Here is a 15,582-nt window from a genome sequence, read left to right on the forward strand (position 1 = left end):
TCGTTTTCGGGTTATCCACAGGCGAAGCAGGACGAACGCAATCGAGCGTACATTTAACGACGATGTTCCCACGGAACACCGGCATCAAATGTACGCTCGGCGAATAGCGGCAGCCCGGTTATTGCACCGGGAACGCGGACGGCCACGGCAGCAGCGCCGGCAGCTCCACGGAGTCGGCGGCGGCCTCGGCGCGCAGGGAGCCCATGGTGGGTGTGCGCCCGGACAGCCAGGCGGCGATGTCGGTCAGCATCCCGGAAACGGACACGGTGGTCTCCCCCGCACCCACGGTCAGGGGCGCCAGCCCCAGCGGCAACAGCTTCAATTGCAGCTCCGGGGGCACGCGCGAGCTCAGGAAGCCGATCAGGTACAGGCAGAATTCCTTGGACCAGGTCTCCGGGCCGCGACCCAGGTTGAGGTCGGCCAGGTGAATGACCAGCTCGCGCCAATACGCCAGCCCCACGCCCCGGACGTCGCCGTTGCGGTAGCTGACGGGCAGCTGCCATTGCGCATCGTCGAGCGCGCCCAGCACGGCCAGCGCCCGCGTGAAGGCGGAAGAGATGTAGGCCCGGTGCTCGTCGGCGGTGTGCCCGGCGTTCATCTCGATCGCCTGCGTCCGCCCGCCCTGGCCGCCGTCATAAAAATCGACCAGCTCGCCGCGCAGGGCGTACTCGGCCTGCCGCGCCACGGCATTCGAGACGTGCGCGATGTGGGCCAGCACGTGCCCCCGGGTCCAGCCCGGCAGATCGGTGGGCGCCAGGACGTCGGCGTCGCTGAGGCCTCCCAATTTTGCGCTCACATTGTCCGCAGCAAGCGTGAGCCGCTCCATCAGCTGCGTGTTTGAAATTTCAGTCATGGACTAAGCGTAGCGGCCGCGCGGCCCGCCGCGGGCGAAGCGGGGCATGGGAGGGCTGCGCTGGTGCCGGGAGCTGGCGGCCGGCAAGGGACAGGGCAGTAAGTCCGGCAACGGCGCCAACTGTCCCCGGGCGCAGAAAATGCCCGCACCCTTGGTGGATGCGGGCATTTTCACAGGCCCCATGCGGTTGCCTGGGAGTACGACGCCGGTCAGGCCAGGAAGGTGCGAACCTCGCCCAGCTGCCCCTCAAGGGCCGCCAGCTGCGCCAGGACAGCGGACGGTGCGGTGCCGCCCTGTGCGCTGCGGCTGTTGAGCGAACCTTCCGTGCTCAGCACGGTGCGAACTTCCGGGGTGAGGTGCGCCGAGATGCCGGCGTATTCCTCATCCGTCAGGTCCCACAGTTCCACGCCGCGGGTTTCGGCCACCTTGACGGCCGCCCCGGAGAGCTCGTGTGCGTCACGGAACGGCACGCCCTGGCGGACCAGCCATTCGGCAATGTCTGTGGCCAGTGCGAAGCCCTGCGGTGCCAGCGCCTCCATGCGTTCGGTGTTGAACACCAGCGTGGCCATCATGCCGGAGACTGCGGGCAGCAGGAGCTCAAGGGTGTCGGCCGCGTCAAAGACGGGCTCCTTGTCCTCCTGCAGGTCCCTGTTGTACGCCAGCGGCAGGCCCTTCAGGGTGGCCAGCAGCCCGGTCAGGTCGCCGATGAGGCGCCCGGCCTTGCCGCGGGCCAGCTCGGCCACATCGGGGTTCTTCTTCTGGGGCATGATCGAGGATCCCGTGGAGTAGGAATCGTGCAGGGTGATGAAGGAGAATTCCTTCGTCGCCCACAGGATGACTTCCTCGGAGATCCGGGACAGGTCCACACCGATCATGGCGGCGACCCAGGCAAACTCGGCGAAGACGTCGCGGGAGGCGGTGCCGTCGATCGAGTTCCATGCAGCAGAGTCAAAGCCGAGGTCGGCCGCGACGGCGTTGGGGTCCAGGCCCAGCGAGGAACCCGCCAGGGCGCCTGAACCGTACGGCGAGACCGCTGCACGCTTGTCCCAGTCGACCAGGCGCTGCACATCACGCAGCAGCGCCCAGGCGTGGGCGAGCAGGTGGTGGCTGAGCAGGACCGGCTGCGCGTGCTGCAGGTGCGTGCGTCCGGGCATGGCCACGCCATGGTGCGCCTTGGCCTGTGCCACCAATGCGTCCACGACGGACAGCACGCCGGCGGCGATGATCTTGGCGTGGTCGCGGAGGTACATGCGGCCCAGCGTGGCGATCTGGTCGTTGCGCGAGCGGCCGGCACGGAGCTTGCCGCCCAATGCCGTGCCCGCGCGCTCGATCAGGCCGCGCTCCAGCGAACCGTGCACGTCCTCATCGGACTCCGCCGGCAGGTAGGCGCCGGACTTGACGTCGGCCTCCAACAGGTCAAGCGCTGCGAGCATGCCTTCAAGCTCGGCCGCATCCAGCAGCCCGGCCGTGTTCAGGACGCGGGCATGCGCCTTGGAGCCGGCAATGTCGTACAGCGCCAGCCGCCAGTCAAAATGCGTCGACTTGCTCAATGCCGCCAGGGCATCCGCGGGGCCGCCCTGGAAGCGGCCGCCCCACAGTGCGCCCTCGTTCGTGCCGTGAACCACGTCTGCCATGGTTACAGGCCCTGGACGCGCTGGTCGCGCTGCGAGGCAACCTTGGAGGACATGCCCCACAACTCGATGAAGCCCTTGGCCTGCGACTGGTCGAAGGTGTCGCCGGTGTCGTAGGTGGCCAGGTCGAAGTCGTAGAGGGAGGTCTCGGAGCGGCGGCCGTTCACGATGGCCTGGCCACCGTGCAGGGTCATGCGGATGTCGCCGGAGACGTGCTGCTGGGTGTCTTCGATGAAGGCGTCCAGTGAGCGCTTGAGCGGGGAGAACCACTGGCCGTCGTAGACCAGCTCTGCCCAGCGCTGGCCAACGGTGGCCTTGAAGCGGGCCTGCTCGCGCTCGATCGTGATGTCCTCGAGGTGCTTGTGGGCCGTAATGAGGGCCATGGCGCCGGGGGCTTCGTAGATTTCGCGGCTCTTGATGCCCACGAGGCGGTCTTCCACGACGTCGATGCGGCCTACGCCCTGTGCACCTGCGCGGCGGTTCAGCTCCTGGATGGCCTGCAGCGGGGTGACCTTGACGCCGTCAATGGCGACGGGCACGCCCTGGTGGAAGGAGATGATGACCTCGTCCGGTGCCGGCGGGAATTCCGGGGTGGCCGTGTAGTCGTAGATGTCCTTGGTGGGGGCGTTCCAGATGTCTTCGAGGTAGCCGGTTTCGACGGCGCGTCCCCAGACGTTCTGGTCGATCGAGTACGGGTTCTTCTTCGTGGTCTCGATCGGCAGGTTGTGGGACTCTGCGTAGACGATGGCCTTGTCGCGGGTCAGGGCGAGGTCGCGGACAGGTGCAATGCACTTCAGGTCCGGGCCGAGGGTCTGGATGCCGACTTCGAAGCGGACCTGGTCGTTGCCCTTGCCGGTGCAGCCGTGCGCCACGGTGGTCGCGCCGAATTCGCGGGCGGCCTTGACCAGGTGCTTGACGATCACGGGGCGGGAGATGGCCGAAACCAGCGGGTAGTGGCCCTGGTAGAGGGCGTTGGCCTTCAGGGTGGGCATGGCGTATTCGTTGGCGAATTCGTCGCGGGCGTCGGCCACGTAGGCCTCGACGGCGCCGCAGCCCAGGGCGCGCTGGCGGATGTCCTCGAGCGACTCACCGCCCTGTCCTACGTCAACGGCCACGGCGATGACTTCGGCGCCGGTGGCTTCGCCGATCCAGCCGATGGCTACGGAGGTGTCAAGCCCTCCGGAGTAGGCCAATACAATGCGTTCAGTCACGTTCTTGTCTCCCTGTTTGAGGTCGGTGGTTGAGGACGGTGCGGTGTGTTTGACAACGTTACTCCACAGCATAATGCATGATTATGCATTCATGCTAAAAGATATTCAACGACCCGCCGAGCGCCGCAGAAATCAACCAGGCTGCAGGCACAAAACTGCACCCGCAACCGCCCCTCATGCCGCCCCCGGTACCGCCCAGGCCCCGCCCGAACCACAGCGAAAGTTGGCCCAACCGCCGCCCCATGGGCCAGAATGGACAGTGACATGCGGGGCCCTGCAAAGCCGCAGCCCGGCCCGCACAGGAAACACAATTTCTAAGGGTTGACCATGCACGCCAGCGAAGCCGCGACCACCAATTCCATGCCCGACCTCACCACGGGCGAGCCCCTGCTGCCGAAGCTGGCCAACGTGCCGGCGTTTACGGACTACATGGCCACCGGATGGGGCACCCCCGACCGCACCCCGCCTGTCGTGGCCGGTGCCGCCGCAGCCGCCGGCACCCACCGCGCCCGCCTCTCCGCCGAGTTCCCGGGCCAGGCGCTCATCGTCGGCGCCGGAACTGCCCCCGTCCGCGCCAACGACACCTACTATGACTTCCGCCCCGACTCGGACTTCTACTGGCTGACGGGTGCCTCCATCGAGGCCGCGGTTCTGGTCATGGCCCCCACCGGAGCCGGCCACGACGCCACCCTCTACATCCCCACCCCCTTCTACCCGGGCGACCCCCAGTTCTTCGCCAACGCCGCCCACGGCGAGATGTGGGTGGGTGCGGCCCCCGACTTCTCCGACTGGGCCCAGGCCCTGTCCCTGCCTGTCAGGCCCCTTTCCGAGCTCGACGCCGGAGTGGTTGCGGCCATGCGGGCCGGCGCAGGCGCGCTGGGGGCCGGCCTGCTGGGTGCCGACCTTCGCAGCCGCCACGGGGTCCCGGCGTCAGTGGACCTGGGCCGCGTCCTGGCGACCCTGCGCATGGTCAAGGATGACTGGGAGATTGCCCAGCTGCGCGAAGCCGTGGACCACACGATTGACGGCTTCGCCGCCGTCGTAAAGGAAATCCCGAACGCTGTCCGCGGCGGCGGCGAACGCTGGCTGCAGGGCACCTTTGACCGGCACGCGCGCACGCACGGCAACGGCGTGGGTTACGCCACCATTGTTGGCAGCGGCAAGCACGCCCCCACGCTGCACTGGGTGCGCTGCGACGGGCCGGTGCTCGAGGATGCGGCACTGCTGCTGGACATGGGCGTGGAGGCCAAGAGCTTCTACACGGCCGACGTCACGCGCACCTTCCCCGGCGGGGGCACCTTCACACCCGTCCAGCGCCAGGTCCACGACCTCGTGGAAAAGGCGCACCGTGTCGGCTTGGCAGCCGTTGGCCCGGGCCGGCCGTGGACGGACTTCCACCATGCCTCCATGGAGGTCATCGCCAACGGGCTCAGCGACTGGGGCCTGCTGCCGGTCTCCGTGGACGAAGCCCTCTCCCCCGCCGGCCAGCACCACCGCCGCTACCTGGTGTGCGGCGTTGGCCACCACCTGGGCCTGGACGTGCACGACTGCGCCCAGTCCAGCCATGATGACTACCAGGGTGCACGCATGGCGCCGGGCATGGTCCTCGCCGTAGAGCCGGGCCTGTACTTCCACGAGCACGACCTCACCCTGCCGCCGGAACTGCGCGGGATTGGCTTCCGGCTCGAGGACAACGTGCTCATCACCGACACCGGTTCCGAGGTCATCTCCGACGCACTGCCCATCACTGCCACGGGCATCGAGGAATGGGTGGCCAAGGTCCAGCGCAGCTGACCCAGCCCCAACCATCAACAACCAGCCGCCCGCTGATTGACAACGCAGTTGTTGGACCGATTCCACTGGTTTTGGTCCAACAACTACGTTGCCGATCGCGGAACAGGGTGGGTGGGACTAGGCGCCGGCTCCGGACTCGGCCGCGAATTGCAGGAAACGCTCGGCCACATCGGGGCCGCCTAGTGGTTCGCGGGTGATGACCATGACGGTGTCGTCGCCCGCGATGGTGCCAAGGATGGCCGGCATGACCGAATGGTCGATGGCCAGGGCGAGGAAGTTCGCCGCACCCGGCGGGGTGCGCAGCACGGCAATGTTGGCTGAGCCCTCCGCCGTGACGAGCAGTTCCCCGCACAGCCGGACGAGCCGCGTGTCCAGCAGTTCCTGCGACGATGCGGCGTGGACGCTGCGGTCCCCGCCCTCGCGCGGCAGCGCGTAAATCAGCCCGCCGTCCTTGCCGCGCACCCTCACGGCCCGCAGTTCCACGAGGTCGCGGGAGAGGGTGGCCTGCCCCACGACCAGGCCCTCGTCGGCCAGCAGCGACGCCAGCTCTGCCTGCGACCGCACTGCCCGGCTGGTCAGCAGTGCCTGGACGCGGGCCTGCCGGGCCGTCTTGGTGGCCGGCATGCCGGCGGGAACCTGGGGCTTGGACATGGCTAGGCCCCGGCCTGTCGGCCGGCAGCTGTCTTTTCCACGAGCCACACCATGAGCGCCTTCTGGGCGTGCAGGCGGTTCTCCGCCTCATCCCAAACGACTGACTGCGGGCCGTCGATGACGGAAGCGGAAATCTCGTAGCCACGGTAGGCGGGCAGGCAGTGGAGCACAATGGCATCGGGGGCCGCCTGGGCGAGGGCGGCGTCGTCGAGCGCGTATTCAGTGAAGAGCTCCAGGCGCTGCGCCTTTTCCTCCTCCTGGCCCATGGACACCCAGGTGTCGGTGACCAGCACATCCGCCCCGGCCACGGCCTCGGCGACGTCGGTGGTGATAAGCACGGAGCCACCGGTCTGGGCGGCGCGCTCCTGTGCTGCCTGCACGACGGCGTCCGCCGGCAGGTAGCCCTCGGGGCCCGTGATGCGCACGTGCATGCCGGCCGTGACCCCGGCGAGCAGGTAGGAGTTGGCCATGTTGTTGGCGCTGTCCCCCATGTAGGTCATGACGAGCCCGGCGAGTTCGCCCTTGTGCTCCTTGATGGTGAGCAGGTCCGCGAGCAACTGGCACGGGTGGTAGTCGTCGGAGAGGGCGTTGATGACGGGCACCTTGGAGTTGGCGGCCATCTCCTCCAGCCCGGCCTGGCTGTAGGTGCGCCAGACGATGGTGGAGACCATGCGCTCGAGCACCTTTGCGGTGTCGGAGACGGATTCCTTGTGGCCGATCTGGGCCTCGCCCGGGTTGATGATCAGCGGGTTGCCGCCCAGTGCCGCCACGCCGGCCGAGAAGGAGACGCGGGTGCGTGTGGAGGTCTTGTCAAAAATCACCGCAACGGTCTGCTGGCCGGTGGTGGTTCCGTCAGCGTTGGGCGTTCCGGCGAAGGTGCCCTTGGAGTAGGGGGCCTTTTTCAGTTCGGCGGCAAGTTCCAGGACTTCTGCCTGCTCTGCCGGGCTGAGGTCGGTGTCGACGAGAAAGTGGCGTGTCATCAGGAGCTCTTTTCCGTGGTGGTTTCGGTTGCGGCCGTGGCGGCGGCGTGGTGCGCGGCGGTGGCCGTGGCGATCAGGGCAGGCAGTGCGTCGAGGAAGGATCGCGCCTGCTCAGCCGTGAGGTTCAGCGGCGGGGCCAGGCGGATCGTGTTGGGTCGCGGGGCGTTGATGATGAAGCCGGCGTCGAGGGCGGCGGCAACCACCCCGGCGGCAATGTCCTCGGCGAGGTCAAATCCGACCAGGAGGCCGAACGCGCGGACGTCGGTCACGCCGTCGACCTTGCCCAGGCCCTCCGCGAAGATGGTGCTGACGGTGCGGACGTTTTCCAGCACGTTCTGGGATTCCAGGACATGCAGGGTGGCCAGCGCCGCGGCGGTGGCGACGGGGTTGCCGCCGAACGTGGTGCCGTGCTGCCCCGCGCTGAGCACGGTGGAGGGGCCCTCGCCAAAGGTGATGATGGCTCCGATGGGGAAGCCGCCGCCCAGGCCCTTGGCCAGGGTCATGGCGTCGGGCGTGATGCCGGATTCGATGCCGGCGAACCAGCTGCCGGTGCGGCCGATGCCTGTTTGGACCTCGTCCATGATGAGCAGGGCGCCGTGTTCGCGGGTCAGTTCGCGGGCGGCCTGCAGGTATTCGGCGGAAAGCGGGCGGACGCCTGCCTCGCCCTGGATCGGCTCGATCACCAGCGCGGCGACGGAGCTGTCCATGGCGTCGCGGAGTGCGTTGATGTCGTTGAAGGCGATGTGGCGTACGCCTGCGGGCATGGGCTCGAACGGCTCGCGGTAGGCGGCCTTGGCGGTCATGGCCAGGGCGCCCATGGTGCGGCCGTGGAAGCCGCCTTCCAGGGCGAGGATGGTAGGGCGTTCCTTGCCGCCGTGGCCGCGGGCCAGCTTGAACGCGGCCTCGTTGGCCTCGGTGCCTGAGTTTGCGAAGAACACCTTGGACCCGGCGGGCGCCTGGCTCAGTTCCAGCAGTTTCTCCGCGAGGGCGATCTGCGTGGGGCTCGTGAAGAAGTTGGAGACGTGGCCCAGGGTTGAGAGCTGACTGGCGATGACGGAGGTGACGAAGGGGTGGGCGTGGCCCAGCGCGTTGACGGCGATCCCGCCGAGCAGGTCCAGATATTCCTTGCCGTCCGCGTCCCAGACCAGGGCGCCGGCACCGCGGACCAGAACGCGCTGTGGGCTGCCGAAGACGCCCATGAGGGAATCCTTGTAGCGGGCGAGCCACTGCTCGCCGGTCCCGGTGCCGGTGACGGCGGCGGCGTTGGCGTTGGACAGGTCGGTGGTGGACGGTGCTGCCGGGGTTCCGGCGGGGTGTTCTTCAGTCATCAGTTCTCATCCTCATCGGGGAAAATTTGGGTTCCGTTGCCCTCAAAAGTCATCAATTCCAGCAGCACCGAGTGGGCACTTCGGCCGTCGACGACGGCGGCACGGGCCACACCGCCGTCGACCGCGGCCAGGCAGGCCCCCATCTTCGGGATCATGCCCGCCTCCAGGGACGGCAGCATCTCGCGCAGGGCGCCGGCGCCGAGTTCGCTGAGCAGCGAGGACTTGTCCGGCCAGTTGGCGTAGAGGCCCTCGACGTCGGTCAGGATCACCAGGCGCGAGGCATCCAGGGCAACTGCCAGGGCGGCTGCGGCGGTGTCGGCGTTGACGTTCAGGACGGTGGAGGCGTCTCCCACCTCGGGGGCCACGGTGGAGATGACAGGGATCCGGCCGGCCTCGAGGAGGTCCAGGATGGCGCCGGGGTTCACGCCGACCACCTCACCCACCAGGCCAAGGTCAACGGGCAGCCCGTCCACAATGGTGCCGGTGCGTTCGGCCTGCAGCAGGGCGCCATCCTCACCGGAGAGCCCGACGGCGTAGGGGCCGTGTTCGTTGATCAGGCCCACGAGCTCGCGGCCCACCTGGCCCGTAAGGACCATGCGGACCACGTCCATGGCTTCGGGGGTGGTGACGCGCAGCCCGCCCTTGAACTCGCTCTTGATGTCCAGGCGCTTGAGCATGGCGTTGATCTGCGGCCCGCCGCCATGGACCACCACGGGCTTGATGCCCACGTGGTGCATGAACACGATGTCCTCGGCGAAGGCGCGTCGGAGCTCGTCGTTGATCATGGCGTTGCCGCCGTACTTGACCACCACCACGGTTCCTGCGAACTGCTGGATCCAGGGCAGCGCCTCAATCAGCGTGCCGGCCTTGTCCTGCGCGGTTTCCACCGAAGTCATCATGTTTTCCTCAAGTCCTGTTGTTAGATTGCACCGAAGCGTTTCCAACCCGCTGTGGCGCCTGGCCTGTGCACCACGGCGGTGGAGCCGGAATTTTTGTAGCCCGGCGTAAAGGAGACCCGCAGGCCGCCCGCGGCCGAGGAGTCGGATAGCCGGGTGGAAAATTCCGACTCCGGCGCCCACCGGGCGGACCGGCGTGGGCGTTACGACGAGTAGGCGCTGTTTTCTTCGACGTACGCGTGCGTCAGGTCATTCGTCCAGATCGTCGCGGACGCATCACCTGCGGCGAGGTCGATCTCGACGGTGACTTCGCGGGGTTTCAAGTCCACGAGGTCGCGGGAGTCGCCGATGCCGCCGTTGCGGCAGATCTGGACGCCGTTGATGCTCACGTTGAGCTTGTCCGGGTCGAAGACGGCGTCGGTGGTGCCGACGGAGGCAAGAACCCGGCCCCAGTTGGGGTCGTTGCCGAAGATGGCGGCCTTAAACAGGTTGGAGCGGGCCACGGAGCGGGAGACCACTTCGGCATCGCGTTCACTGTCGGCGTTCAGCGTGGTGATGGCAATGTCGTGGCTGGCGCCCTCGGCGTCGGCAATCAGGGCCCGTGCCAGCTTGGCGCACACCTCGGTGAGTCCTGCGGTGAATTCGGCCATGTCGGGGAACGCCCCGACAGCGCCGGAGGACATGAGCAGGACGGTGTCGTTGGTGGACATGCAGCCGTCGGAATCGGCCCGGTTGAAGGTGACCCGGACGGCGTCGCGCAGGGCAACGTCCAGGGCCTCGGTCTCGACGGCGGCGTCTGTGGTGATGACCACGAGCATGGTGGCCAGGCCGGGGGCGAGCATGCCTGCGCCCTTGGCCATGCCGCCGATGCTGTAACTGATGCCGTCACCGTTCGGGGCGGACGTCCAGGCCGCTTCCTTGGGGACGGTGTCCGTGGTCATGATCGCGGCGGCCGCGGCAGCACCGCCGTCGTGCGCCAGGGCGGCGGCGGCGGCCTCAACACCGGGCAGGATCTTGTCCATGGGCAGCTGCTCGCCGATCAGGCCGGTGGAGCAGACGGCGACGTCAGTGGCGGAGATGCCAAGCTCGTCGGCCACCTTTTCGGCGGTCACATGCGTGTTTTGGAAGCCCTCGGGGCCGGTGCAGGCGTTGGCGCCGCCGGAGTTCAGGACGACGGCGTCCACCCGGCCGTCGCTGAGGACCTGGCGGGACCAGTGGATGGGCGCGGCGGCCACGCGGTTGCTGGTGAAGACTGCCGCGGCGGCCTTGGACGGGCCGTCGTTGATGACGAGGGCCAGGTCCGGGTTGCCGGATGCCTTCAGGCCAGCGGTGACGCCGGCGGCCCGGAAGCCTGCGGGGGTGGTCACGCTCATGGTGCTACTCCTTGAAAGGACAGGCCTGTTGTTTCAGGCAGGCCGAGGGCGATGTTCATTGACTGGACTGCTCCGCCGGCGGTTCCCTTGGTGAGGTTGTCGATGGCGGCGCAGACGACCACGCGGTTCACGTGGGCGTCGTAGGCGATTTGCAAGGCTGCGTGGTTGGAGCCCTGGACGGACTTGGTTGAGGGCCACTGGCCTTCCGGGAGCAGGTGCACAAACGGCTCCTCGGCGTAGGCGTCCTCCCAGATCTCGCGCAGCGCCGCGCCGGGGTCTTCCATGGCGGCGAACTCCGCGGACACCTTGGCGGTGGCGGTGGTCAGGATGCCGCGGCTCATGGGGGCCAGGGTGGGGGTGAAGGAGACCCGGACATCCTTGCCGGATGCGTTGGAGAGGCCCTGCTCAATTTCCGGGGTGTGCCGGTGCAGCCCGCCCACGCCGTAGGGGCTCATGGACCCCATGACCTCGGAACCAATCAGGTTGACCTTGGCGGATTTGCCCGCCCCGGAGGTGCCGGACGCCGCCACGATCACGACGTCGTCGGGCAGCAGTGCGTTTGCCGCAAAGCCGGGCATGAGGGCCAGCAGGGAGCTGGTGGGATAGCAGCCGGGAACAGCGATCCGCTTCGCCCCGCGCAGGCGGTCGCGGTGGCCGGGCAGTTCCGGCAGGCCGTAGGGCCAGGTGCCGGCGTGCTCAGACCCGTAGAACTTCTCCCACGCGGCGGCATCTTCCAGGCGGTGGTCGGCACCTGCGTCGATCACGAGGGTTTCGGCCGGCAGCTGGGCGGCGATGGCCGCGGATGCGCCGTGCGGCAGTGCCAGGAAAACGACGTCGTGCCCGGAAAGGTTCTCAACGGTGGTGTCCACGAGCACGCGGTCGGCGTAGGCGTGCAGGTGGGGCGCCAGGGAACCCAGGCGTTCGCCCGCGTTGCTGTGGGCGGTGATGGCGCCAACGCTGACGTTCGGATGGCTGGCCAGGAGGCGCAGCACCTCTCCCCCGGCATATCCGCTGGCACCTGAGACGGCTACTGAAATTGTCATAAGTCGACTATACAGCAGAATTATTCAGTAGTACCGATATTTATGCATCAATTCGAATTTTGCCGCCCGTTTTCCGTCCTATGATGATCTTGGAGCATGCCACCATCTGTGCCAGCTAAGTGATTGGGAGTTCATCATGACCGAGCAGTGCAACGCAATTGTCGCCGCAACCAAGGGAGGCCCGGACGTCCTGCAGCTTGCGCAGGTGCCCACACCCGTTGCCGGCCCAGGCCAATTGCTGGTCAAGATTGCCGCCGTGGGCGTGAACTTCATTGAAAGCTACCAGCGCGAGGGCATCTACCCCGTGCAGTTCCCGTTCACCCCTGGGGCAGAGGCCGCCGGCACCGTCGTCGCGGTGGGCCCCGGCGTCACGGACCATGCCGTGGGCGACCGCGTTGCCACCGCCGAGGGCATCGGCTGCTACGCCGAGTACGCGATCTTCCCCGCCGACGCCGCACTCCCCGTCCCGGCCGGAGTCCCCCTCGACGTGGCCGCAGCGCTCCCCCTGCAGGGCATGACCGCGCACTACCTCATGAACTCCACCTACCACGTCGAGCCCGGCCAGACGGTGCTGCTGCATGCCGGCGCCGGCGGCGTGGGCCTGCTCCTGACCCAGATGCTCAAGGAGCGCGGGGCCCGCGTCATCACCACCGTCTCCACCGAAGAGAAGGAGGAACTCTCGCGCGTCGCCGGGGCCGACGAGGTTCTGCGCTACGAGAACTTTGCCGATCAGGTCCGCTTTCTCACGGACGGCGAGGGTGTGGATGTGGTGTACGACGGCGTTGGCAAGGAAACCTTCGACGGCTCCCTTGCGTCGCTGCGCACCAGGGGGACGCTCGTGCTCTTTGGTGGCGCATCGGGCCAGGTCCCGCCCTTTGACATCCAGCGACTGAACTCCGGCGGCTCCCTGACCTTGGTGCGCCCCAAGCTCGGCGACTACCTGCTCAACGCACAGGAACGTGTCTGGCGCTCCACCGAGGTGTTCAACGCCGCGGCGGCCGGACACCTCACCGCACGGATCGGCGCACGCTTCCCGCTGTCCGCCGCCGGCGCCGCCCACTCGGCACTCCAGGGCCGGCTCACCACTGGCAAGGTCGTGTTGGAACCGTAGCTGCCTGTGCGGGGCAGCCCGCCCTGCGCGATGCCTCTTTATCGAAGGCCCCCGGTCAGTGACCGGGGGCCTTCGATGCCTGCATTGCTCCGAAGGTTGGTCCTGCTGCCCCGAGGCCGCCGAGCCGTGCAGAATAGCGGCCCTTCAGCGAATTCCCGGGAACCCACGCCCGCAGCGATCGTCAAATGTGTGCACTGCCATGTCACATTGGCCCGCAAAGTGGACATTGGGGGCAGCGGACTGTGATCGTTGTAGGCGCCAAATGCGCGCAACAGGCCCGCATGGCTACGATCCCGCTGCCACGCCCCAGCCCGTGCAGCGGCGCCCAAGGAGCTGCCCCGATTGAAGAAGTCCCCCACCACCATGCTCGCCTGCCTCACCCTGGCGGCGGCCCTGCCGCTCACTGCCTGCGGCAACAGCACCCCCTCCGCCGGCGACGCCAACGCACCGGCGCAAGCCCAGCAGTCTGCCGAGAACACCCCCGCGGCCCAGGGCCAGGTGGCTGCCGTTGAACCTGTTGCCGGAGCAAGCAGCACCCCAACCTCCCCGGTTACCGCATCAGCCTCCGCCACTCCCACCGCCCGGCCGTCGAACGCCCCGGTGTCGGATGAAAAGTCCGTAAACTCCGCCCTTGCCGCCTACAGCGAATACCTCACAGCCTTCATTGGCATCGCCGGACGCGGCGGCACCGATGAGTCCGCGCTGGCAGGGATTGCCCCCGACCTCATCAACGGAGGGGACGCCAGCAGGACGTTCTCAGAGCTGGCGGCCAACGGCAACCACGCCATGGGGACAATGAACTACAAGCTGCTGGATGTCAGCGTGAGCACGCACCAGCCCGAAAGCGGCGGCCCCATGGTCCCGTACGGCCAGGTGGACATGCAGCTTTGCCTGGACAAGACGGAGTTCAGCATCATGACCGCCGATGGCGACACGGAAGAAGCGGACGGGCCCGAGCAGGTTCTTTACAGCTCCCAGGCAGTGTGGGAGGACGGCAAGTGGGTCATCTCCAAGGACTGGTTGGCCAACGGCACCGCCTCGGAGTGCGACGCCACCCAGTGACGGCCGCACGCCGTCGCACACGTCAAGGGTGACGGCCGCACTGGCGCAACAAGAACCGAAGGGAGGGCCCGGCATGGTGCCGGGCCCTCCCTATTTAATGCAGGCTCAGGCGGCGACGCCGTCCTTGCGGTTGCGCAGCCCCCGGCCCAAGGCGCTGGCGGCCGCGCGGACCGCCCCGGCATGGGCCGCAACGATGGGCTGGGCATCAATAAGGCGGCCGTCGGCACCGTAGGAGTCGCGGGGCAGTGTGAGCTCCACGCTGTCGGCCACCACGTCCATGCGGATGAAATCCAGCACCGAGCGCAGTTGCGCAGCGGACATTCCACCGCCGTGGCCGCCGTAGCTGATGATGAACGTGGGCTTGTCCCGCCACTCGTGGAAGAGGTAGTCAATGGCGTTCTTCAGCGACGCCGGGTAGCCGCCGTTGTACTGCGGGGTGAGGAATATGACGGCGTCGGCATCCATGACGATCTCGCTCCATGCCAGGGTGTGGGCCTTCTCGTACTGGCCCAGTGCCGGCATTTTTGGTTCGTCCAGCAGCGGCAGGGCAACATCGGCGAGGTCCACGATGTCCACGCGGGCCTGGGCGGCCCCGGCTATGGGCGGCACAAGCGCTGCGGCGAGCTGGTCGCCGACGCGGACGGGGCGGACGCTGCCCACGATGATTTTGATGAGCGGGCTTTCGGTGGTGGTGCTGTCCATAGCTGTTTCCTTTCAGGCGGAGCGGAGTGGCTGGTGGCGGCTGCGCCGGGTGCTAGCCCCAGATGATCCAGCCAGCGGCAACTGCCGCGGCGACAAGTCCCAGCACGAGGCTGGGCGTGAACGGCTCCTTGCGGCGCAAGTGCAGCACAATCGCCACAACCATGGTTAGTGCCAGGCCGATGGCGGCAACGGGGGTGAGCCATGGCGCAATGCCTGTGGCCGCCGGCAACACCAGGCCAATTGCACCCACCACCTCAACCAGGCCAATCCCCTTGAGCTGGCCGGGCGTGACAAGTTCCACCCACTCCATCTTTTCGCGCACCTGGCCGTGCGGGGTGATGACCTTCATGGTCCCGGCCATGGCAAAGGCTGCGGCAAGCACGGCAGTGACGATCCAAAGGGCAACTAGCATTGTTTCTCCAAACAGAAGGTGACGAGTCGTTTCTGATTGGTGGCAACAATGAATGCGTTCGTATATATTCCGGCGCCGTCCTTGGAGTGGCAGTGCGGCCGCTCACAGGCCAGGCGGGGGCCAGCCTTCCTGGCCGAGTGCTGCCAGCGGTGCCAGGGCGATGAGTCCGCCCGCCCGGGTGGCAAGCCCGGGATCCAGGGCGATGAGATAGTCCGCCTGCAGCTGCCCGACGGCGATATATTCGGCCTCGGCCGTGTCCTCGCTGCCAAGCAGCGCCGCCACCCGCCACGTCTGGGCGCGTGAGACCCTGTCGTTGAGCAGGCGGATGCGCAGGGAGGTGATGTGGTCCAGCAGGTTCCATGCCTCAGCCGCAGGCAGTTCCTCGTTGCGCACGGCCCGGTACATGATGGACAGGCATTGTGAGCGCAGGGCCGACGGCGCCACGAGCTGGTGCCCGGCGGCGATGTCCACGTTGCCGCGGGCCAGCTCGATCGCTGCAGGCGGATCAATGACGAAGCGGGCCATTCCCCCATTA

General features: G+C 67.6%; 15 protein-coding genes. 3 read left to right on the plus strand and 12 right to left on the minus strand.

The genetic code is table 11. The features are described from left to right. Positions 1-118: 118 nt before the first annotated feature. The 3 genes from JOF48_RS00065 to JOF48_RS00075 form a co-directional block, all read right to left on the minus strand. Positions 119-853 (minus strand): maleylpyruvate isomerase family mycothiol-dependent enzyme, encoded by a 735-nt coding sequence (locus JOF48_RS00065; RefSeq protein WP_209676089.1) that lies wholly within the window; start codon positions 851-853, stop codon positions 119-121. Between the two features lie 209 nt (positions 854-1,062). Next, entirely contained in the window at positions 1,063-2,487 is a 1,425-nt protein-coding gene (gene argH / locus JOF48_RS00070) for an argininosuccinate lyase (RefSeq protein ID WP_209676091.1), read from the minus strand. 2 nt (positions 2,488-2,489) lie between these two features. Then, positions 2,490-3,695, minus strand: a complete 1,206-nt coding sequence (locus tag JOF48_RS00075; protein ID WP_209676093.1) for an argininosuccinate synthase — start codon at positions 3,693-3,695, stop codon at positions 2,490-2,492. A 327-nt stretch (positions 3,696-4,022) separates the two neighbouring features. On the opposite strand from JOF48_RS00075, the gene JOF48_RS00080 reads away from it, so the two are divergent. Next, positions 4,023-5,489, plus strand: coding sequence for an aminopeptidase P family protein (locus JOF48_RS00080; RefSeq protein WP_342591110.1), 1,467 nt, complete (start codon positions 4,023-4,025; stop codon positions 5,487-5,489). A 117-nt stretch (positions 5,490-5,606) separates the two neighbouring features. On the opposite strand, the gene JOF48_RS00085 is transcribed toward JOF48_RS00080, so the two are convergent. From JOF48_RS00085 to argC, 6 genes are all read right to left on the minus strand, one after another. Continuing rightward, complete coding sequence (locus tag JOF48_RS00085; RefSeq protein ID WP_209676095.1) at positions 5,607-6,140, minus strand: arginine repressor; 534 nt, start codon at positions 6,138-6,140, stop codon at positions 5,607-5,609. A gap of 2 nt (positions 6,141-6,142) precedes the next feature. Next, positions 6,143-7,120 carry an ornithine carbamoyltransferase gene (gene argF, locus JOF48_RS00090; RefSeq protein ID WP_209676097.1) on the minus strand — a complete coding sequence of 326 codons (978 nt, stop codon included), beginning with the start codon at positions 7,118-7,120 and terminating at the stop codon, positions 6,143-6,145. Further along, positions 7,120-8,448 (minus strand): acetylornithine transaminase, encoded by a 1,329-nt coding sequence (locus JOF48_RS00095; RefSeq protein WP_209676099.1) that lies wholly within the window; start codon positions 8,446-8,448, stop codon positions 7,120-7,122. Before JOF48_RS00095 ends, argF begins: the two co-directional genes overlap by 1 nt. Beyond that, on the minus strand, positions 8,448-9,344 hold the full coding sequence (gene argB / locus JOF48_RS00100) for an acetylglutamate kinase (RefSeq protein ID WP_209683944.1): 897 nt from the start codon (positions 9,342-9,344) through the stop codon (positions 8,448-8,450). Before argB ends, JOF48_RS00095 begins: the two co-directional genes overlap by 1 nt. 203 nt (positions 9,345-9,547) lie before the next feature. Further along, complete coding sequence (argJ, locus tag JOF48_RS00105; RefSeq protein WP_209676101.1) at positions 9,548-10,717, minus strand: bifunctional glutamate N-acetyltransferase/amino-acid acetyltransferase ArgJ; 1,170 nt, start codon at positions 10,715-10,717, stop codon at positions 9,548-9,550. Next, a complete protein-coding gene (argC, locus tag JOF48_RS00110; RefSeq protein WP_209676102.1) occupies positions 10,714-11,760 on the minus strand; it encodes an N-acetyl-gamma-glutamyl-phosphate reductase in 1,047 nt (348 codons plus the stop codon). The genes argJ and argC overlap by 4 nt, the downstream gene beginning before the upstream one ends. Before the next feature lie 136 nt (positions 11,761-11,896). Between argC and JOF48_RS00115 the strand changes: the two genes are divergently transcribed. Continuing rightward, entirely contained in the window at positions 11,897-12,871 is a 975-nt protein-coding gene (locus JOF48_RS00115) for a quinone oxidoreductase family protein (RefSeq protein WP_209676103.1), read from the plus strand. 342 nt (positions 12,872-13,213) lie between these two features. Continuing rightward, complete coding sequence (locus tag JOF48_RS00120; protein ID WP_209676104.1) at positions 13,214-13,933, plus strand: hypothetical protein; 720 nt, start codon at positions 13,214-13,216, stop codon at positions 13,931-13,933. A 105-nt stretch (positions 13,934-14,038) separates the two neighbouring features. Here JOF48_RS00120 and JOF48_RS00125 read toward each other — a convergent pair whose 3' ends face one another. The 3 genes from JOF48_RS00125 to JOF48_RS00135 form a co-directional block, all read right to left on the minus strand. Further along, on the minus strand, positions 14,039-14,635 hold the full coding sequence (locus JOF48_RS00125; RefSeq protein ID WP_209676105.1) for an NADPH-dependent FMN reductase: 597 nt from the start codon (positions 14,633-14,635) through the stop codon (positions 14,039-14,041). Positions 14,636-14,687: 52 nt separating this feature from the next. Then, on the minus strand, positions 14,688-15,047 hold the full coding sequence (locus JOF48_RS00130) for a DoxX family protein (RefSeq protein WP_209676106.1): 360 nt from the start codon (positions 15,045-15,047) through the stop codon (positions 14,688-14,690). Positions 15,048-15,149: 102 nt separating this feature from the next. Then, positions 15,150-15,572, minus strand: coding sequence for a PIN domain-containing protein (locus JOF48_RS00135; protein ID WP_209676107.1), 423 nt, complete (start codon positions 15,570-15,572; stop codon positions 15,150-15,152). Positions 15,573-15,582 lie beyond the last annotated feature (10 nt).

The sequence above is a fragment of the Arthrobacter stackebrandtii genome (assembly GCF_017876675.1).
In the GTDB taxonomy this organism is placed as follows: domain Bacteria; phylum Actinomycetota; class Actinomycetes; order Actinomycetales; family Micrococcaceae; genus Specibacter; species Specibacter stackebrandtii.